We start from the raw sequence: 19,171 nt of genomic DNA on the forward strand, positions 1-19,171 counted from the left end.
ATGACCACATCCCTTCATCGCCCGTTCAAAGTCCTGGGCATTCAGCAGGTCGCCATTGGCGGCACCGACAAGCAGCGCATGAAAACCCTGTGGGTGGACATGCTGGGCCTCACCCAAACCGGCACCTTCCAGAGCGAGCGCGAAAACGTGGACGAAGACATCCTAGCCATGGGGCAGGGGGCCTACAAGGTCGAGGTGGACATCATGCAGCCGCTGGACATCGACAAAAAACCCGCCGTGCACACCACGCCGCTCAACCACATTGGGCTATGGATCGACGATTTGCCCAAGGCCGTGGAATGGCTCACGGCCCAAGGCGTGCGTTTTGCGCCCGGCGGTATCCGCAAAGGCGCGGCGGGCTACGACATCACGTTTTTGCACCCCAAGAGCAATGACGAGTTTCCGATTGCGGGCGAGGGCGTTTTGATCGAACTGGTGCAGGCCCCGGCCGACGTGATTGCGGCACTGACCTGATAGTTGCGAAAGGCCGGCATCCAAAGTGCACCAACGTCGGCCATCTCCAGGCGTTGCTCGGCTGCACAGAGTGTCAGATGGGAGCAGATAACCACCACAACGGGGCTGTTGAAGGCGCCAAGAAACTGACTGCCCCAAAGGCCCGGCAAGTTCAATCAACGTGCAGCCTTCTGCTTCTAAAAAGTTCAGAACTTGACGGTTGTTGATGCCTCGTTTTTCTTGGCATCTTTTGTGACCCTGTGGCGTGCTTTTGTGCCGTTTTCTCGTCCAGAATCCGCCCACCTCGCAGCGCGCCATGCCAAACCATTCGTGGTGTGCCGTGCGCGCGGTGTCGCTAAACAACTTCTTAAGCCTCGGGTGGCTCCTTGCCACGGTGGGGCGAATGCCTTGAAGGGAATCGATCGCCATGTCCTCCACGACCCTTGCCATGCCCGCCGCCCAGCCTGTGCCGCCGGCACCCACCGTACAAAACGTCCAGGTGCACCGGCGCCCAGCCACTGCCAACCCACAAGGCCCGTGGAGCGTGGAAGCCATCCAGGCGTTGCTCGACAAGCCCTTGATGGACCTGCTGTTCGAGGCGCAGACCGTGCACCGCCAGCACTGGCCTGCGGGCGACATCGAGCTGGCCACCCTGCTGTCCGTCAAAACCGGCGGCTGCCCCGAAAACTGTGGCTACTGCCCGCAGGCGGCCGAGTTCGATACGGGCGTGAAAGCCGACAAGCTGATGGAGGTGGACGAAGTGGTGCGCGCTGCCCAGGCCGCCAAGGATGCGGGGGCCACGCGCTTTTGCATGGGCGCCGCCTGGCGCGCGCCCAAGGACCGCGACATCGAAAAAGTCAGCGCCCTGATCGGTGCCGTGAAGGGCCTGGGCCTGCAGACCTGCGCCACCCTGGGCATGCTCGAATCGCACCAGGCGCAGGCCCTCAAGGATGCGGGGCTGGACTACTACAACCACAACCTGGACACCGCCCCTGAGTACTACACCGATGTGGTGAGCACCCGCGCCTACCAGGACCGGCTGGACACACTGGCGCATGTGCGCAGCGCGGGCATCAGCGTGTGCTGCGGTGGGATTGTGGGCATGGGCGAGGCGCCCGTGCACCGCGCTGGCCTGATCGCCCAGCTGGCCAACCTGCAGCCGTACCCCGAGTCGGTGCCCATCAACAGCCTGGTGCGCGTGCCCGGCACGCCCCTGGCTGACAGCGAGCCCATCGACCCGTTCGATTTTGTGCGCATGATCGCCGTGGCCCGCATCACCATGCCCAAGGCCCGGGTGCGCCTGTCCGCAGGGCGCCAGCAGATGGGCGAAGCCGTGCAGGCGCTGTGTTTCATGGCGGGCGCCAACTCCATCTTTTATGGCGACAAGCTGCTGGTGACCGGCAACCCCGATGTGGAGGCTGACGTGCAACTGCTGGCCAAGCTGGGCCTCAACGGACACCGCACCACCACTTCCTCCGAAAGTGGGGCAGAAGAAAGCGCCACAGGCGCCTGCTGCTGAGAGCGCGGGGGTCAGCCGCCGCTGCTGCTGCTGACGCTGCCTTCGCCGATGACCACACCCTCGGTAGAGAGGTCCTGGGCAATGCGGTCGCGTTGCGCCTGCAGCGCATGTTCGCTGTCGGCAAACTGCTGCGCAATGCGCCGGAACTCTTCGGAGAGCGAGAGGAAGGCGTCCACCATGTCGGGGTCGAAGTGGCTACCTCGGCCGTCGCGGATGATTTCTACCGCCGTCTCATGGGAGAAGGCGGCCTTGTACACGCGCTCGGAGATCAGCGCGTCGTACACATCGGCCACCGCCATGAGCCGTGCCGACAGGGGGATGGTGTTGCCCACCAGCCCTTCGGGGTAGCCTGAGCCGTCCCACTTTTCCTGGTGGCTGTAGGCGATTTCCTTGGCGTAACGAAAAAACGGGTTGTTCTGTGTGGTTTCGGTTTCTGCCGCCACGATGGCGTCCCGGCCCAGCGTGGTATGGGTCTTCATGATCTCGAACTCTTCAGGCGTCAGCTTGCCCGGCTTGAGCAGGATGCGGTCGGGGATGCCCACCTTGCCAATGTCGTGCAGGGGGGCGGACTTGAAGATCACCTGGATGGCGTCTTCCGTGAGTTCGTCGCGAAAGCGCGGGTGGTCCTGCAGCTTGCGGGCCAGCGCTTCCACATAGTGCTGCGTGCGGCGGATGTGGTTGCCGGTCTCGTTGTCCCGCGTTTCGGCCAGCGATGCCATGGCGCGGATGGTGGCGTCCTGCAGCTCCGCCAGGGCGCGCGTGCGGTTGGCCACCTCCTGCTCCAGAAAGTGGTTGTGGTGGGTCAATAAATCCCGCGCTCGCTTGAGCTGCAGGTGGTTGCGCACGCGCGCCATGGTGATGGCGGGGTTGACGGGCTTGGTGATGTAGTCCACCGCGCCCAGCTCCAGCCCCACCGTTTCGTCGTCGGTGGCGCTCATGGCAGTGAGGAAAATCACCGGAATGTCTTCGGTCTCGGGGTTGAATTGCAGGCGCCGCAGCACCTCGTAGCCATCCATGTCGGGCATCATGATGTCGAGCAGGATCAGGTCGGGCTTTTCGGCCGCCACGATCTGCAGCGCGCGTTCGCCGGTGGGTGCCAGCTTGACCTTGTAGTCGGGGCGCAGGAGGTCGCTCATCAGCGACAGATTGCCCGGGGTGTCATCCACCACCAGCACCGTGCATTTGCCGCTCAATTCCAATGGGCTATTCATGAACTGGGTCCTCCTTGTGTTGTATATCGTTCCCCGCCTTGCGCAGCACGTCGAGCGCATCGGCAAAGAGGTAGTTGTCGAGCAGCCGCTTCATGTCGGCGTAGGCGGGGCCCAGCAGGGCCTGAAGACTGGGGCCGGAGTCCTTGAACAACTCGATGGCGTCGGAATCACTGTCTTCCAGCAGGGCGCCAAGGCGTTCCACCAATGCGCGGGCCTGCGCGCCATCCAACGGGGTTCTGGCAGCGCTCGCCGTGCCGGGCGTGTCTGCCTCAGGGGGCAGGGCGCTCTGCAGCGCAGCCACCAGGGTCTGGCAGACGGTGTCTACCGGCGGGAGCAGGGCTTCGAGGGCGTCGGCGGTCGCGTTGTGTGCAATGGCTTGCTCCGCCGCGCCTGCCAGTTCGGCCAGGCCCACCGCGCCTATGGTGGCAGCGGTACCTTTGAGCGTGTGCATGGCGCGCTGCGCCGCCTCTGGCTGGGCGGCCGCGAGGTGCGCGCGCGCTTCTTTCACTGCGCTGCCTTGTCCGGCCACGAATTTGCGCAGCAGGCTCTCATAGGCCGTACGTTTGCCGAGTACACGCCGCAGCCCGGCGGCGGTGTCCAGGCCTTCGATGTGTGTCAGCGGGTCGGGGGTGTCCGCCGGCGCCAAGGAAGGAGCGCCAGGCACCGCAGGTTGCAGGGCAACAGTCTTACCGCTGGCGCCCCCAGTGTGCGGCAGTGCAATCCATTGCAGCAGGGCGGCGAACAGCGCGTCGGGGTCAATGGGCTTGGCTATGTGGCCGTTCATGCCCGCTTCCAGGCACTGCTCGCGGTCGCCGCTCATCGCGTTCGCGGTCATCGCCAGCACCGGCAGGCGCGCCCAGGCGGGGTTCTGGCGCAATTGGCGCGTGGCGGTGAGGCCGTCCATCACCGGCATCTGCATGTCCATGAGCACGATGTCATAGGTGCCTCGGGCCAGCATGTCGAGTGCGGCCTGGCCGTTGTCGGCCACATCCACCACCAGCCCGGCGCTGGCCAGCAGTTCGCTGCCCACCTGCTGGTTCAGGTCGTTGTCGTCCACCAGCAGCACGCGCGCGCCCTGGATCGATGCCAGGTTGTCGCCTCGTGCAGCTGCGGCTGGCAGGCGCCGCCCGTCGTCCAACCGCTGCGCGCCGCCCAGTGCCCGCATGGCGGCGTCAAAAAGCTGAGATGGGTTGACGGGCTTGGTCAGCATCAGCCCGATGCCGGTGCGTGTGAGTTCGGCCAGAACGTCGTCACGCCCATGCGCGGTGACGATGACCGGGCGCGGAGGGTGGGGCAGTTGGGCCAGCTGGCGGGCGGTTTCAAAACCGTCCATACCAGGCATCTTCCAGTCCAGAAAGGCGATTTCGCAGGGCCTGCCTGCCAGGTCCGCGGCGCGTGCCAGGTCCACGGCCTGCGCCCCCGAACTGGCCAGCGTGACCGAAAAACTCATGCTGGACAGCAGCTCGGCCAGGATCTGCCGGGCCTGTTCGCTGTCATCCACCACCAGCACGCGGCGACCACGCAGGTCGGGTTCCGGCAGCAGTGGCCGCTGCACGGCCGCGCCCAAACCCAGTCGCGCCGTGAACCAAAAGGTGCTGCCCTTGCCCGGCACGCTGTGCACGCCCACCTCGCCGCCCATCAGGCTGGCCAGTTTCTTGGAAATCGCCAGGCCCAGGCCGGTGCCGCCGTACTTGCGCGTGGTCGAGGTGTCGGCCTGCTCGAACGAGCGAAACAGGCGCGCCTGCTGTTCTTCGGTCAGGCCGATGCCCGTGTCCTGCACTTCAAAGCGCAGCAGCACGCCCTGGGCATCCCGCGCTGCTTCGCGTACCCGCACGATGATCTCGCCCTCGTCCGTGAACTTGACGGCATTGTTGGCGTAGTTCACCAGGATCTGCCCCAGCCGCAGGGGGTCTCCACGCAAGTCGGCGGGCAGGTGGGAGTCCACGTCGAACATCAGCTCCAGGCCTTTGCTGGCGCATTTCTCGCCCAGCAGGTTGGCCACGTTGTCGAGCACGGCATGCAGGTCGAAATCCACTACCTCGACTTCGAGCTTGCCCGCCTCGATCTTGCTGAAATCCAGGATGTCATTGATCAGGCCCAGCAGGTGCTGTCCCGACCGCTGGATCTTTTCGACGTAGTCGCGCTGGCGCGCGGTCAGCTCGGTGGCCAGCGCCAGGTGGCTCATGCCAATCACGGCGTTCATGGGCGTGCGGATCTCGTGGCTCATGTTGGCCAGGAAGTCTGATTTCATGCGCGATGCGTCCTCTGCCTTGGCGCGGGCCACCTCCAGTTCATCCTCGTGTTCCTGCAGCGCGGCGTTGGCTCGCTGCAGCTCGGTGGTGCGCTGGGCTACCCGGGCCTCCAGGGCTTCCTCGTTGCGCTTGAGGGCTTCCACCAGTTCGGCCTGGGCCTCCAGGGCCTGGGAGGTGGCCTTTTCACGCTGGAGGAACTGGCGCGCCATGGCAATGGCCAGCAAAAAGGTCAGGATGGCCTGGAACGCGGTCAGCCCGGTGGTCAGCAGGGTCTGGTGCTTGACCTCTTCGTTGCGCCGGTCGCCCAGCAAGGCGGAGATGCGCGATGCCTGCAGCGACAGCTCTTGAACGATGTCGCGCAGCTTGTTCAGCTCGGCCCGCAACAGAAGCATATTTGTCTGGCTCGATGCCGCGTCCACACTCTGCCCGAAATGGTTGTCCCCTGCGGCGACAAACTTCTGCAGTGCTTCCAGGGCTGTGGCGTAGATCGGTTCCTCCTGCATGAGCGTGCGGGCGGTGCCGCTCTCCAGCGCGCTGAAGCGGCTCAGGAACAGGTCATAGCGCAGCTCCAGCCGGTCCATGGGCAGGCTGGGCGGGTCCAGCTCGAACTGGTGCAGGGCGTGGTCGAGTTTTTCGTACTCCACATTGAGCTGCAGGAATGACCACAGGGCATTGACGTCGCCCCGGCGCATGACCGCCTCGACGCTGCGGTACTGGTGGTACTGCACCCCGGCAATGGCCACATACGCCACCACCAGGCCCGCGATGATCAGCCGCAGAAAGTGCTTGCCCCGGATCATGGTGTGGTTCCTGGGAAGTTGGGAGGAGAGGGTGGACTAGCGAATTCGCAGGATATGGAGCTGCCAGGCGGCGCGGTTGTAGTACAGCTCGCTGCGCAGCTCTGCCTTGGTGTCAAACGGATAGACAATGAAAAGCGGCCCCTTTTCGCGCACACGCATGGGGCGGTTGTTCATGAGCCGGGCAACGATCACGTCGTGGCGCGTGGCATCGTCGATGGGGATTTCCGTCTTGTAGTCGTTGAGCGCCACCGCCGTGATGTTTTTGCCTTTGGCGCCCACGGCCGCCAGCACATCGCGCAGCAGGGGGCCAGTGAAAGTGACGGCGCTGGGGTACCAGGGGGTCTGGGTGGAGAAGCTGTGCTGGGGCAGCTTCTCCAGCATGGCCATGTCGAACTGGGCTTGCGAGCCGTTGTTGGTCTGGCTGATCGCGCCGTCGATGGTCAGAACGACCGTGCCGGTGGGTTTGTCCAAAGCGCGGGCCTGGGGCAGCGTCGCCGCAGCGACTACAAACACTGCGATGCCCAGCCACAAGGCAACGCGTGCCCCTGAAAGACTCGTATGCATAACGCTCCCCCTTTTGCAACAGTCTTGCAGACAGTTGCCCAAAATGTAAATCGTTTTCTAGCAGCATGGGTCTTGTGATGCTCCAGCGACGCAGATGGGTACCCATACCAGGGCTGCGCTCACACGGCATAGCAGGACATACCCTGCCTGTGCACTCGCTGCAAGGCCGTGACAAGCTCAAAGGGGATAAGTACAGTGGGTAGCAGGTCCGATATTCCAAAGCAGGTTTGTCGCCTGCGCCAATCATTCGGGAGGGAGGTGCATGGGCTCACGAAAGCTCTGCAAGCGTTGGCCCCGAATCTGCGCAATGCAGCGCCGTGGGTAGTGAGGCCACAGAGGTCCTCAATGAGCCGCACAGCCCTGCATCGCATAACGTGGTCGCATCATTTCCGTGTTGGCAAGGCATCTCACCATGGGTAGTTTCGATACTGAAGACCGGCCGTTTGAACAGGAAATGGCACTTTCTGAACCCGACTACCGGCTGTTGGTAGATCAGGTGCAGGCGGCCGTCTTTGTGATTCAGAAGGGGCGGTTCCTTTTTGTGAATCCCAAGCTCCTGGAGCTTTTCGGATACTCCAAGGAAGAGATGCTCAGAGGCATGGATCCCATGCTGCTGTGCGTGCCCGAGCACCGGGACATGGTGCGGGAGCAGACGAACGCCCGGGTAGCGGGGGTCCCAGGCAAAGCCTATGAGGTCGAATGCCTGCGCAAGAACGGCGAGCGGTTCAGCGCCCAGGTCTGGGGCGTGCGCATTTTTCTGTCGGCGCAAGCAGCGGACCTGGTCACGTTGCATGACGTCAGTGCAATCCAGGCGGCCACGCGGTACGCGCAGCAGCGTGTTCAGCTGTTTCGCAATGCTGAAGAGCTTGCGCGCATTGGTTCTGCGGAGGTGGACTTGGTGTCCGGGACGGTCACCCTGTCGTCGGGCATGCATGCCATCTTGGGAATCCCGCTCACCGAGACGCCCCCCGGTACAGACTGGCTGCTGGCGCGCGTACCTCCGGTAGAGCGCCCCTATGTTCAGGCCATCAGCGAGGGCGTTTCCCCCGACGACGTCTGTGAGTTCCAGCACCGTATTGTTCACACCGACGGCAGCTTGCGCACGGTGCTGCACCGGGTCCTTGCCGAGGCCGATGAAGGCGGAAAGGTGATCAGGACGGTCACACTCCTGCAGGACATCACCCTGCAGCGGGCGGCTGAACAGAAACTGGACAAGCTCGCGAATACCGACGAAATCACCGGGCTGCCGAACCGCAACGCGCTGACGGAATATCTTGATACCAAAATGCGCGAGGCCGCGCGGGGAGGGCGGCACATTGCGGTCCTGAGCGTTGAGATTGACAGACTCAAGCTTGTCAGTGAATCACTGGGCCACGCAGCTGGGGACCAGTTGCTCATGGAGGTCGGCAGACGGCTCCAGCCCCAGGTTTCCCAGGACGATCTGCTGGCGCACTTTGGTAGCGGCGAGTTTTCCCTGGTGCTGGCACGGGAGGAGTCTGTGGATGAAGCCATGGCGCGGGGCACCGCCGCCTCATTGGTTGATGCGCTGTCCCTTCCGGTTGCCATTGGCGACAACGAGATCAAGGTGACCTGCGATATCGGAATATCCCTTTACCCCGTGCACGGGGATGATCCTGAAAAATTGCTCCAGCTAGCGCAAGCGGCGATGTATCGCGCCCATGAGCTGGGCAAGAACCAAATCTGCGTTTTCAGTTCGGGCATGCATTCCAAGGCGATCTCCAGGCTTGTCATGGAGTCGGGACTGCGTCGAGCTTTGGAGCGCAACGAGTTTGAACTGCATTTTCAGCCCAAACTCGAATTGGTCAGCGGGGCCATCATTGGTGCCGAGGCATTCCTTGAATGGAAATCCCCCGATGGCGCATTAATTTCCCGGTCCAGCTATATCCGGGCCGCTGAAGAAACCGGCCTGATCGTGCCGATCGGTGAATGGGTTCTGCGCACTGCCTGCCTCCAGGCGCTGGAATGGCAGCGCGCTGGTCATCCCATGTGCCGGGTTGCCGTCAACCTGTCGGCTCGCCAGCTTCAACAACCCGATCTGGCTCAGAAGATAGAAAAGATCCTCATCGAAACCGGCCTTGATCCAAGGCTGCTGGGGCTGGAGATCACCGAGGGTGCGCTCATGGGGGAAAGCACTCGCATCGCGCGGATTCTGGGCGACCTCAAGACCCTGGGCATCGAGATTTCGCTGGATGATTTTGGCACCGGCTATTCCAGCCTGAGCTACCTGCGCACACTGCCCATTGACGTGGTGAAGGTAGACCGCTCGTTTGTCCACGACGTCACGGCAGCTTCTCAAGACGTGTCCATCACGCGCGCGATCATCAACATGGCGCACAGCCTGCAGATGAGAGTGTTGGCAGAAGGTGTTGAGACCGAGGGGCAACTGGCGTTGCTCATCGCCAACGGCTGTGACCAGATGCAAGGGCACTATTTCAGCGGGCTGCTAACTGCCGACGCCATGGGTTCCCTGTTGCGTGAAAGCAAGGCCTTGCCTGAGCACTTGTTATTGCGCCGCGCCCAACAACGTACCTTGTTGCTCGTTGATGACGAGGACAGCATTGTTTCTGCGTTGCGCAGATTGCTGCGTCGGGATGGCTATCACATCGTGACGGCCAACAGCGGGGCGCAAGGTTTGCAAAGGCTGGCCGAAAACTCGGTGGATGTGATTGTCTCGGACCAGCGGATGCCCGGTATGACGGGGGTGGAGTTCCTGCGCCGGGCCAAGGAGCTGTATCCAGACACCGTACGTATGGTGCTGTCTGGCTACACGGAGCTTCAGTCCATCACCGATGCGATCAATGAAGGGGCTATCTACAAGTTCCTCACAAAACCATGGGATGACGAGCGGCTTCGCGGGCATGTGGCGGAAGCGTTCTCCCAAAAGGGAATGGCCGATGAGAATCGGCGGCTGGCGAGTGCAGTTCTGCGAGCCAACGATGAACTCACTGCAGTGAATGACCGTTTGCAACAGTTGCTAACGAATCAACGTGAGCAGATTCATCGCGAAGAGAGTAGCCTGAGCGTCGCACGGGAGGTCTTGGATCATATTCCTGCAGCGGTCATCGGGGTGGACCTGGAGGGCATGGTGGCATTTGTGAATGCAGATGCAGAGGCACTGTTTGGAAGGACCACCGCGTTGTTGGGACAGGATGCGGACGACGTGCTACCGGCAGATCTGCGCCATGTATGGCGTGCCGCCGATCAGAGCTACCACGATGTGCAACTCGCGGGAGAGACGTTTCGCGTTGTATGCCGCTCCATCGGAGGAGAAAATCATTCACGAGGTCGATTGCTGGTCTTGGTGCCAGGCAGTGCGGCTTGAACTCTATGCGCGCCCATGCAAGCTCTTGCTACCACCACTGAACGGGTTCCGGAGGGACTACTTTTAGCGCAGCCCGTACTGGATGCACATGCGCAACTTCTGTTGCCAGAGGGGACGCCTGTCACGCGCGAAATTCTCAACAACTTGCAGCATCGAGGTATCGACACGATTTTTGTGAATGCCCCCGAGGAGTTAGCACAGCGCAATGGAAAAGTGGATCCGGTTGAGCAACGGGCACTGACGGAACAGCGTTTGTTGCACTTGTTCAGGCCTGCCCTGCGGGCAGGGCAACTCAACCCATTGCTGCACATGATTTTGAGGCACCGGCTTGAGGAGAGGCCATGAAGCAACTCACTGCGGATGCGATCTTGCACAGCGTGCACGGACTGCCAGCCTTGCCAGCAGTCGTGCTGGAGTTGATCCAGTCCTTTGGCGACAGCGATGTTTCGGCGGAGCAACTGGCCATAAAGATATCGCACGACCAGGCCATTGCCGCGAAAACCCTTCGACTTGCGAATTCTTCCTTCTACGGGTTGCCGCGTCAGGTCACTTCGATCACTGAGGCTACGGCAATCCTGGGGCTGCGCACATTGCGCGGCGTGGCAACGGCCGCAGGCCTTGTCAGCGGGTTTGCCAAGTCGCGCTGCCAAGGCTTCGACTTCGATGCGTTCTGGTGCCATTCCATCGGTACGGCGCTTACCTGCCGGGCCCTGGCGCAGCGCACCCGATTGGACGAAGACGCCGCGTTTACGTTGGGGCTGTTGCATGACATTGGGCGCTTGGTTCTGGTCAGCTCCTATGAGGAGGAATATGCCCAGGCCATTGCATATCGGACAGAACATGACTGTTTCATGCACGTTGCAGAACAGCATCAATTTGGTGTTGACCACGCAGAGGTCGGCGGCCTCATCGCTGAGCATTGGCACTTTGCCCCAGAGATCGTCGCAGCCATCGCATGCCATCACCGGCCTCGGTCCCATGCTGGCAAAGGGCTCATGGATCTCGTCCATGTTGCTGACAACATTGCCCATGGCCTCGATCTTTCGCACCAGGAAGATGACATGGTGCCGCTGCTGTCACTGGATGCCTGGGGCAGGCTCGCGCTGGGTGAGAAGGACTACCGGGAAGTTTTTGACACCGTTGCTGAACAACACGACGTCGTCTGTCACGCGTTGCTGGCCTGAAGGAGGGTTGACATGAGTTCTCACGATCCGCTATTGGCTGAGTCCGCAAACACGACATCCTTGCCGCTCTCTGCCGCCGATGTCACGGCAGACCGGGTCAAGGAACTGCTGCGCTCCAATGAGGAGCTGATGCAACTGAATGCCAAACTTTCGGATGCACAGGACAAGCTCATGCAGTCGGAAAAAATGGCCTCCATCGGGCAACTGGCTGCCGGGGTGGCCCACGAAATCAACAATCCGATTGGATTCATATTCTCTAATTTCGGGACTCTCGAACGCTATCTGGGTGATCTTTTTCAGATGCTCGCTGCCTATGAAGAGGCCGAGTCCGCATTGGCAGGCACTCCGGCAGCAGCCCGTCTGAGGGCTCTGCGCGAAAAGATAGAACTGGACTTTCTGAAGGAGGACATCCCCTCGTTGATGGCAGAGTCGAAAGACGGCATCACGCGGGTGCGCAATATTGTCCAGAACCTGAAGGATTTCTCCCGGGTGGACACCTCGCAGAAGTGGGTCCTGGCCGATTTGCACCATGGCATTGATTCCACACTGAACATCGTCAACAACGAAATCAAATACAAGGCGGAGGTCGTCAAGGCGTACGGTGAACTCCCGGATATCGAGTGCCTTCCCTCTGAACTCAATCAGGTTTTCATGAACCTCCTGGTCAACGCTGCGCACGCCATCCAGGCAGACAGGGGCGTCATCACCATCAGCACCGGCGCTGACGACAGCCGGGTATGGGTGGAAATACAGGATACCGGAGAAGGCATTGCCAAAGAGAATCTGGGAAGAATCTTCGACCCGTTCTTTACCACCAAAGCGGTGGGCAAAGGGACCGGGCTTGGACTGTCTCTTTCCTATGGCATCGTCAAAAAGCACTTTGGCAGCATTGACGTGTTCAGCGAGCAGGGGGTTGGGACTCGTTTTCGTGTCACGCTGCCGATTCAGCACCCGCAGGAGGCTTGAGGTGTGAATTCCCCTATCGACGTCACCGCCTTGTCAGGGGCGGCTTTGCAAGAGGAGGGCGCCAGTCTGCAGGGCGGTGGTCAGCGCGTCTGGCGCATTCTGTGCGTGGACGACGAGCCCAACATTGTGGCCTCGCTCAGGCGGCTGTTTCGTGGCAGCGGATACCAGGTGACAACGGCCACGAGTGGTGCCCAAGCCATTGCGCACCTCGAGCAAGAGCCTGTGGATCTGGTCTTCTCCGACATGAGAATGCCCGGCATGAGCGGGGCCCAGTTGCTGGAGCAGATACGGGTGCGGTGGCCCAAAACGACACGCGTACTGCTCACAGGCTACGCTGACATTGGGTCAACCATCGCGGCCATCAACAGCGGGGAAGTCTATCGGTACATCACCAAGCCGTGGGATGACGGTGAGGTGCTTGCCACGGCTCACCAGATTTTTGAGCGGCATGCCCTGGAAGACGAAAAAACCCGTTTGGAAGAACTGCTCAGGGCCAAAAACCAGGCCCTGATGGAATTGAATGAAACCCTGGAGGAAAAGGTTGCGGCGCGCACCAGCGAGTTGCTCCAGCTCAGTCAAAAAATCAAGAAAAACTACCTTACCTCCATCAAGGTGTTTTCCAACCTCATGGAGTGGCGAGGTGGGCAACTCTCCGGCCACTCGCGCCGTGTGGCGGATCTGGCCCGTCGCACCGCACGGGCCATGAACATGGCGGAAGCGGATCAACAGGACGCGTTCATCGCAGGGCTCATGCATGACATTGGGCAGATTGCCTTGCCTGACACCTTGCTGGCCAAACCCGTTCCCAAGCTTTCCGATGAAGAAACTGCGCAATACCGACGGCATGCCGTTCTGGGAGAGCAGGCACTGATGGCGCTGGATGACATGCAGACGGTGTCCAACATCATCCGCAGCCACCACGAGCGGCACGATGGGCTCGGATATCCAGATGGCCTGGTCGGGGAGATGATTCCAATGGGGGCCTGCATCCTCGCTGTGGCAGATACCTACGATGATCTGCAGATCGGCCATCTCAGCTCCACCCCCCTGAGTGCTGCAGACGCACGATCAATGATTGCCAGGGGCAGGGGAACCCAGTTTCATCCAGAAGTGGTGGATGTGTTCCTGCAGATGCTCCTGAAGGCTGCGCCCGTTGCAGACGCTCCGCCGCGCATGCTGCGAACGGTACAACTTCAACCCGGCATGATCCTGGCGCGCGATCTGTTGTCCAGCGAAGGCGCCGTGTTGCTTGCCGCCGATCACGTGCTCACCGCCGAATTGATCAAGCGGTTGCGCTTGCGCGAAGGGCGGGACGATGTGGAAATGATCTTGCCCATAAAACCGTAACGGAGAGGGAGCCAGCCATGCAGAGAATTCTCTTGCTCGATGATGAACACCACGTCTTGGCTGCAATCAAGCGCAGTCTGCGGGCGGGACTCGGTTCTGACCTCCGCATTGAAGAGACCGTGGATCCGGAGGTTGCCTTGGCCAGACTGAGAGAGACCGCCTTTGACGTGGTGATCTCGGACTTTAGGATGCCGCTCATGACTGGCGTGGAGTTTCTGGGTCTGGTGCGAACCATTCAGCCCAAGGCAGTCCGGATGGTTTTAAGCGCGTCGTCCGATTCGGAGAACCTGATGCGAGCCGTCAATGACGCAGAAGTCTTTCGTTATCTGTTGAAGCCCTGGGATGAAAAAGACCTGCTTGGTCACGTCCGCTCAGCCCTGGAGAGAGCGGATCAACTGCGCCATGAAAGTGAACTTGCCGACGTGGGGCGGCATGAATTGGGGCAACTCAGTGCGACGGAGTTGGAGCGCCGTCGATTGGAAGCCATGGAACCTGGATTGACGCAGGTGACGTGGGGCCCCAATGGAGAGGTTTTGGGCCCCGAGAACTAGCGTTACGCCTTTTGTGCTGGGCAGCGTCGTGGTGCCAGGACGCTGGATTGCAGAACCGGGAAGTCTGCCAAAAGACCGTGGATAGAATGTTTGTTATTTAACATAATATACATCGTATCTATTTTAAAGATAGCGTCACATCGGATCGTGCCATTCCTTGTGATGGCCCACCAATCGCACGAGAAGGCGCCATGAACATCGACACCACGTCTTTGATTCGGGACATGGGAATGAACGCGGGCCTGCTGTGTTTTCTGGCCGCGTTGTACAGCATTGTCCTGAGTGGCCTGCGCCATCCCGACCTGGGCATCAGGAAGGCGCGGCAACGATGGTTGCCCTGGATCACAGGGCTCATGTTCGGAGTCATCGGCATCCTGACCATGCTCGTGCCTTTGCGGCTGGCCGAAGGCGTGATCGTTGACGCCAGGTTGGTGATGGCGGGCCTGGCCGGCGCCTATCTGTCGCCGCTGGGTGCTGTGCTGTGCGCTGTGGTGCTCGGCGCCTACCGGCTCAGCCTGGGCGGCATCGGCAGCGGCCCGGCCATGGTCGGTATTGTTTTGACCACGGGCATCGGGTGGCTCTGGCAGCGCCACAGGCCTTACTTTTCTCCGCAGCGTTTTGGAGCCTTTTCCGATGGGGTCTGGCTAATCGGACTCGGCTTGAGCCTGGCGGCCGGCGGCATGCTGGCGATACAGACCTTGCCGCCAGAGATTGCGCGAGCAGTCACGACGCGCTCCTGGATGGCTGTGGTGGTGATCTACCCCATCGGCACGGTGCTGCTGGGGTTCCTACTGGACAACACGCAAAAACTCAACCAGCGCGAAGAGACCCTGGAGCAGACAGCCGAGACCTTGAAGACCATGCTGGCCGAAGCGCGGCAGGCCGCCAGCGTTTTCGTCAACAGCAAGGACACGATTGCCATAGTGCAACCGGACGGCACCGTGCTGGATGTCAACCCGACCTACAGCAACGTGCTGGGCTACTCGCGCGAGGAGCTGATTGGCAAGTCATCTGCCGTCCTGCGCCTTGATGAAGGGGGCGAATCCACATTCCTGCGCCGCGTCGCGCAGGCCATTGAGCGAGACGGCCGATGGCATGGCGAACTGGTCAGGCGCCGCAAAAATGGCGAAGCCTTTGTCTCGGAGGTCACCATCGAAGGCATCAAGGACCCGGACGGCGTCGTGCGCAAATGGGTCTCTGTGGGCAAGGATGTGACCGAGCAGCGCCGCCTGGAGCAGGCCCTGCAGCAGTTTGGCAACTACGACGCCCTCACCGGCCTGTCCAGCCGCCGCCTTTTTGCCAAGGAGCTGAATGCGACCCTCCAGAAACGCATCGAAACCAATGGCATCCTGGCCCTGTGTTTGCTGGACATCGACCAGTTCAAGGACCTCAACGAGCAATGGGGGCAGCCCCTGGCGGACCAGTTCCTTCGGGTATTTGCGCAGCGCCTGCGGGCCGAGGCGGGACCAGACAACCTCATTGGCCGCATTGGCGGCGATGAATTCGCCGTGACACTGAAAGACTGCGCGCACACCGAGGCCGCCCTGCAGCGGCTCGAGGGCCTGCGCCAGTCGCTCGCGCGGACGGCCGTTCTGGACAATGTGCAACTGCGCCTGACCTGCAGCGCCGGGGTCACGTTCTATCCAGATGATCTGGGGGACGCTGACGGCCTGCTGCGCCATGCAGACCTGGCGCTGTATGCGGCCAAGGAACAAGGCAAGGACCGGATCGCGGTGTTCGACGTCCAGCAGGGCCAGCGGCTGCAAGCGCGCAGGCACACGGCCAAGCTGGTCGAGGACGCCCTGCTGCAAGGCGAGATGGAGCTGTTTTTTCAGCCCAAGGTCAGAATCTCGGATGGGCAGGTGATTGGTGCCGAATCCTTGATCCGGTGGCACCATCCCGAGCGAGGGCTGCTGGCGCCGGGTGCGTTTATGGACGACATTGTGGGCACCCCTGCTTCCGGCAAACTGGACTATTGGGTGCTGGACGCTGCATTCAAAGCCGGGCACACGCTCGTCACCCAGGGCTGCCCCCTGCCCTTGAGCATCAACATCGCAGTGCCCACACTGATCGACAGCCGGTTTCAGCAGGAAGTCGCGCGACTGCTCAAGCGGCACCCATCCTTGCCCCAGCCCTTTCTGGAGGTCGAGTTGCTGGAAACCGAAACCTTCAACGACCTCTCGGCCGTGGCCTATGTCATCCAGGGGCTGGACGAGCTGGGTGTGCAATGCTCCATCGACGACTTCGGCACGGGCTACTCATCGCTCACCTATCTGCAACGCCTGCCCGCACAGATCGTGAAGATCGACCAGTCCTTCGTGCGCGAGATGCTCGACAACGAGCGCGATCGTGCCCTGGTGCGCGGCATCGTGAGCCTGGCCCATGCGTTCAACCGCACCGTGGTGGCGGAAGGTGTGGAGACCACGGCCCATGCCGGGGCACTGCGCGATCTGGGGTGCGATGGCCTGCAGGGCTATGGCATTGCCAGGCCGATGCCGCTGCCGGATCTGATCCGCTGGATCCGGGCGTGGCAGCCGCCGCCTGAGTGGGTAGGAGCCCGGCAGCCGGTGCGCTGACGGTCTGCGGGGCTTCCGTCCAAACCCCGCAGAAAGCGAGAACAGGCATTGATCGCCCTTGGGCCCGCGCACTGGCGGTAACTCGAAGCTAATGCAGGTTTCCGGCTCCACCCTCCTCCCCCACCCGCTACCATCCACGCCCATGAATCCTACAAGCCCCGCCCCATTCCTCCGGTCTTCCATTCACTTTGGCCACACAGGTCGCGTCTGCATCGTTACCGGTGGCGCGCAAGGCATTGGTGAAGCCTGCGTCCGCCGGTTTGCAGTTGAAGGCGCCAAACCGGTGATCGTGGATGTGGACGATGCACGCGGCCAGGCCCTGGCTGCGGAACTGGGCGCGCTGTATGTGCGCTGCGACGTAGGCGACAAGGCGCAGGTGGATGCGCTGGTCGCCCAGGTGCTAGCCGCCCACGGACGCATCAACGTGCTGGTGAACAACGCGGGCATCTTCCGCGCGGCGGATTTTCTGGAAGTGACCGAGGCCGACTTTGATGCCGTGCTGCGGGTCAACCTCAAGGGCTCGTTCCTCGTCGGGCAGGCCGTGGCGCGGGCCATGGTGGCTTCGGGTGGCGGCTCCATTGTCAACATGAGCTCGGTCAACGGTGTGCTGACCATTCCCAATATCGCGAGCTACAACGTGAGCAAAGGCGGCGTGAACCAGCTCACGCGCGTGATGGCGCTGGCGCTGGCCGACAGGAACATCCGCGTGAACGCCGTGGCGCCCGGCACCATCGCCACCGAGCTGGCCGCCAGGGCCGTGCTGACCAGCGATGAGGCCAAGAACAAAATCATGAGCCGCACGCCCATGAAGCGGCTGGGCGAGCCGTCCGAGATTGCCGACGTGGTGGCCTGGCTGGCCAGCGACGCCGCCAGCTATGTGACCGGCGAGATCGTGACCGTGGATGGTGGCCGCATGACGCTGAACTACACCGTTCCGGTCTGATTCAACGAAATACTACCAAATTGATAGCTGCTAGCGCTTGATGGGTAAGCGCTAGCAGCAATTCTGGCTATATTTCTACGCCTGTGGCATGCGCCGCAGCAGGCCCGCCATGCTGCGTGGCCAACCGACCGGACCGAACCAGGCGCCACCTGCAATCGCCCAGGCGTTGACCACGCCGTACAGCACCAGCGCCACGGCTTGTGCGGCAAACACCGCCGCCAAACCACCACCCCAGCGCAGCGCCAGCCAGCCGCCAGTCACGGCCACCGCCAGGCGCGTGATGTTGCCGATGACGGGCCACAGCAGGCGCCCTGCCCCTTGCGAGGCAAAGTACAGCACCAGGCCCAGGCCGAAAAAGCCATACACCGGCCCGACGGTACGCATATACAGCGCGCCCGCCTCCAGCATGGCGGGGTCGCTGTTGAAAAGCGACAGCCACGTATGGGGAAAGGCCGCCGCCCACAGACCAATCGCCTCGGCCATTACAAACGCCATGGCCGCGCCGATCCAGGTGGCGCGCAGGGCGCGCTCACGCTGGCCCGCGCCGATGCAGGTGCCGACCATGGCCACCAGCGGCGCGCCCAGGCCAAATACCAGGGGCACCAGCAGGTACTCAAGCCGCGATGCGGTTCCATACCCGGCAATGGCCGCCGTGCCAAAACCGCCGACCAGCGCGGTGGTCACCCCAATCGCTACATTGGTGGCCACGGTCGACACGGTGCCCACCAACCCGACCCGCAGGATGTCCTTGAACAGCACCCAGCGAAACCGGATGTGCGCCAAGGATGGCCGCAGCAGGCTGCGCGGCGACCACAGATAGGCGGCCAGCACCACGCTGCCGATCAGGTAGTACGCCATCAGCGCAATGGCCCCGCCGGCAATGCCCAGGCCGGGCACGGGGCCCCAGCCAAAGATCAACAACGGTGACAGCGGCACCAGCACGAAGGCGCCCAGCACCGTGACATAGGCTGGCACGGCCATGTTGCCCGTGCCCCGAATGACGGCCGAAAGCGTGTTGAACAGCCACACCAGAAACGCGCCCGCAAACACCCAGTTGGAATAGACCAGCGCCGCAGCTAGCGCGCCGCCGGTGCCGCCCATGCGGGTGTAAAGCCAGCGCCCTCCTCCCACCACGCCGACTGTAAAGATCAGCGAGAACACCGCCGCGATGACCAAGGAGTGCAGCACCAGGGCGTCGGCATCGTCCCGGCGCCGAGCGCCCAAGGCACGCGCAATGGCCGACGCAATGCCGCCGCCCATGGCACCTGCGGAAGTCATCTGCATCAACATGACGACCGGGAACACCAGCGCCATGCCCGCCAACGCATCGGTGCCCAGCTTGCCGACAAAGTAGGTCTCGATGAGCCCGACGCCCGCTTGCGCCAGCATCACCAGCACATTGGGTGCGGCCAGGCGCAGCAGCGTGGGGGCGATGGGTGCCTCCAGCAGCATGCGGGTGCGG

At 62.1% G+C, this 19,171-nt stretch carries 14 protein-coding genes; 10 read left to right on the forward strand and 4 right to left on the reverse strand.

Annotated features, from left to right (window positions below; all coding sequences use genetic code 11):
* Both KW832_RS18630 and bioB read left to right on the forward strand, forming a co-directional pair.
* Nucleotides 1–474 carry a VOC family protein gene (locus KW832_RS18630; protein WP_055397875.1) on the forward strand — a complete coding sequence of 158 codons (474 nt, stop codon included), beginning with the start codon at nucleotides 1–3 and terminating at the stop codon, nucleotides 472–474.
* A gap of 406 nt (nucleotides 475–880) precedes the next feature.
* Nucleotides 881–1,972, forward strand: a complete 1,092-nt coding sequence (gene bioB / locus KW832_RS18635; protein ID WP_218301116.1) for a biotin synthase BioB — start codon at nucleotides 881–883, stop codon at nucleotides 1,970–1,972.
* Between the two features lie 11 nt (nucleotides 1,973–1,983).
* On the opposite strand, the gene KW832_RS18640 is transcribed toward bioB, so the two are convergent.
* From KW832_RS18640 to KW832_RS18650, 3 genes are read right to left on the reverse strand one after another with little or no spacing between them, the layout of a single operon-like run.
* Complete coding sequence (locus KW832_RS18640) at nucleotides 1,984–3,183, reverse strand: two-component system response regulator (RefSeq protein WP_218301115.1); 1,200 nt, start codon at nucleotides 3,181–3,183, stop codon at nucleotides 1,984–1,986.
* On the reverse strand, nucleotides 3,176–6,235 hold the full coding sequence (locus KW832_RS18645; protein ID WP_218301114.1) for a response regulator: 3,060 nt from the start codon (nucleotides 6,233–6,235) through the stop codon (nucleotides 3,176–3,178). The genes KW832_RS18640 and KW832_RS18645 overlap by 8 nt, the downstream gene beginning before the upstream one ends.
* A 36-nt stretch (nucleotides 6,236–6,271) precedes the next feature.
* Nucleotides 6,272–6,799, reverse strand: a complete 528-nt coding sequence (locus KW832_RS18650; protein ID WP_233559250.1) for a molybdopterin-dependent oxidoreductase — start codon at nucleotides 6,797–6,799, stop codon at nucleotides 6,272–6,274.
* A 412-nt stretch (nucleotides 6,800–7,211) separates the two neighbouring features.
* Here KW832_RS18650 and KW832_RS18655 point away from each other — a divergent pair, with 412 nt between their 5' ends.
* The 8 genes from KW832_RS18655 (at nucleotide 7,212) to KW832_RS18690 (ending at nucleotide 17,709) form a co-directional block, all read left to right on the forward strand.
* Nucleotides 7,212–10,142, forward strand: coding sequence for an EAL domain-containing protein (locus KW832_RS18655; protein WP_218301113.1), 2,931 nt, complete (start codon nucleotides 7,212–7,214; stop codon nucleotides 10,140–10,142).
* 15 nt (nucleotides 10,143–10,157) lie between these two features.
* On the forward strand, nucleotides 10,158–10,487 hold the full coding sequence (locus KW832_RS18660) for a hypothetical protein (protein ID WP_218301112.1): 330 nt from the start codon (nucleotides 10,158–10,160) through the stop codon (nucleotides 10,485–10,487).
* Nucleotides 10,484–11,326 (forward strand): HDOD domain-containing protein, encoded by an 843-nt coding sequence (locus KW832_RS18665; protein WP_055397893.1) that lies wholly within the window; start codon nucleotides 10,484–10,486, stop codon nucleotides 11,324–11,326. The genes KW832_RS18660 and KW832_RS18665 overlap by 4 nt, the downstream gene beginning before the upstream one ends.
* Before the next feature lie 12 nt (nucleotides 11,327–11,338).
* Nucleotides 11,339–12,292, forward strand: a complete 954-nt coding sequence (locus KW832_RS18670) for an ATP-binding protein (protein WP_370628745.1) — start codon at nucleotides 11,339–11,341, stop codon at nucleotides 12,290–12,292.
* 3 nt (nucleotides 12,293–12,295) lie between these two features.
* Nucleotides 12,296–13,639, forward strand: coding sequence for an HD domain-containing phosphohydrolase (locus KW832_RS18675; protein ID WP_218301111.1), 1,344 nt, complete (start codon nucleotides 12,296–12,298; stop codon nucleotides 13,637–13,639).
* A gap of 17 nt (nucleotides 13,640–13,656) precedes the next feature.
* Nucleotides 13,657–14,190 carry a response regulator gene (locus KW832_RS18680; protein WP_218301110.1) on the forward strand — a complete coding sequence of 178 codons (534 nt, stop codon included), beginning with the start codon at nucleotides 13,657–13,659 and terminating at the stop codon, nucleotides 14,188–14,190.
* A 191-nt stretch (nucleotides 14,191–14,381) separates the two neighbouring features.
* Nucleotides 14,382–16,766, forward strand: a complete 2,385-nt coding sequence (locus tag KW832_RS18685) for an EAL domain-containing protein (protein WP_218301109.1) — start codon at nucleotides 14,382–14,384, stop codon at nucleotides 16,764–16,766.
* A 142-nt stretch (nucleotides 16,767–16,908) separates the two neighbouring features.
* A complete protein-coding gene (locus tag KW832_RS18690) occupies nucleotides 16,909–17,709 on the forward strand; it encodes an SDR family NAD(P)-dependent oxidoreductase (RefSeq protein ID WP_218301108.1) in 801 nt (266 codons plus the stop codon).
* 75 nt (nucleotides 17,710–17,784) lie between these two features.
* Here KW832_RS18690 and KW832_RS18695 read toward each other — a convergent pair whose 3' ends face one another.
* The gene (locus KW832_RS18695; protein ID WP_218301205.1) at nucleotides 17,785–19,161 is read right to left on the reverse strand and encodes an MATE family efflux transporter; all 1,377 of its coding nucleotides are present in this window, start codon (nucleotides 19,159–19,161) and stop codon (nucleotides 17,785–17,787) included.
* Nucleotides 19,162–19,171: the final 10 nt, after the last annotated feature.

Source organism: Acidovorax sp. sif0632, assembly GCF_019218805.1.
Lineage (GTDB): Bacteria > Pseudomonadota > Gammaproteobacteria > Burkholderiales > Burkholderiaceae_C > Acidovorax > Acidovorax facilis.

Excerpts from the sequence above, each read along its gene's own strand:
- KW832_RS18665 (WP_055397893.1), top strand. The coding sequence starts at position 10,484 with ATGAAGCAACTCACTGCGGATGCGATCTTGCACAGCGTGCACGGACTG.
- KW832_RS18640 (WP_218301115.1), bottom strand. The coding sequence starts at position 3,183 with ATGAATAGCCCATTGGAATTGAGCGGCAAATGCACGGTGCTGGTGGTG.
- bioB (WP_218301116.1), top strand. The coding sequence starts at position 881 with ATGTCCTCCACGACCCTTGCCATGCCCGCCGCCCAGCCTGTGCCGCCG.
- KW832_RS18690 (WP_218301108.1), top strand. The coding sequence starts at position 16,909 with ATGAATCCTACAAGCCCCGCCCCATTCCTCCGGTCTTCCATTCACTTT.
- KW832_RS18685 (WP_218301109.1), top strand. The coding sequence starts at position 14,382 with ATGAACATCGACACCACGTCTTTGATTCGGGACATGGGAATGAACGCG.
- KW832_RS18660 (WP_218301112.1), top strand. The coding sequence starts at position 10,158 with ATGCAAGCTCTTGCTACCACCACTGAACGGGTTCCGGAGGGACTACTT.
- KW832_RS18670 (WP_370628745.1), top strand. The coding sequence starts at position 11,339 with ATGAGTTCTCACGATCCGCTATTGGCTGAGTCCGCAAACACGACATCC.
- KW832_RS18695 (WP_218301205.1), bottom strand. The coding sequence starts at position 19,161 with ATGCTGCTGGAGGCACCCATCGCCCCCACGCTGCTGCGCCTGGCCGCA.
- KW832_RS18650 (WP_233559250.1), bottom strand. The coding sequence starts at position 6,799 with ATGCATACGAGTCTTTCAGGGGCACGCGTTGCCTTGTGGCTGGGCATC.
- KW832_RS18680 (WP_218301110.1), top strand. The coding sequence starts at position 13,657 with ATGCAGAGAATTCTCTTGCTCGATGATGAACACCACGTCTTGGCTGCA.
- KW832_RS18645 (WP_218301114.1), bottom strand. The coding sequence starts at position 6,235 with ATGATCCGGGGCAAGCACTTTCTGCGGCTGATCATCGCGGGCCTGGTG.
- KW832_RS18655 (WP_218301113.1), top strand. The coding sequence starts at position 7,212 with ATGGGTAGTTTCGATACTGAAGACCGGCCGTTTGAACAGGAAATGGCA.
- KW832_RS18630 (WP_055397875.1), top strand. The coding sequence starts at position 1 with ATGACCACATCCCTTCATCGCCCGTTCAAAGTCCTGGGCATTCAGCAG.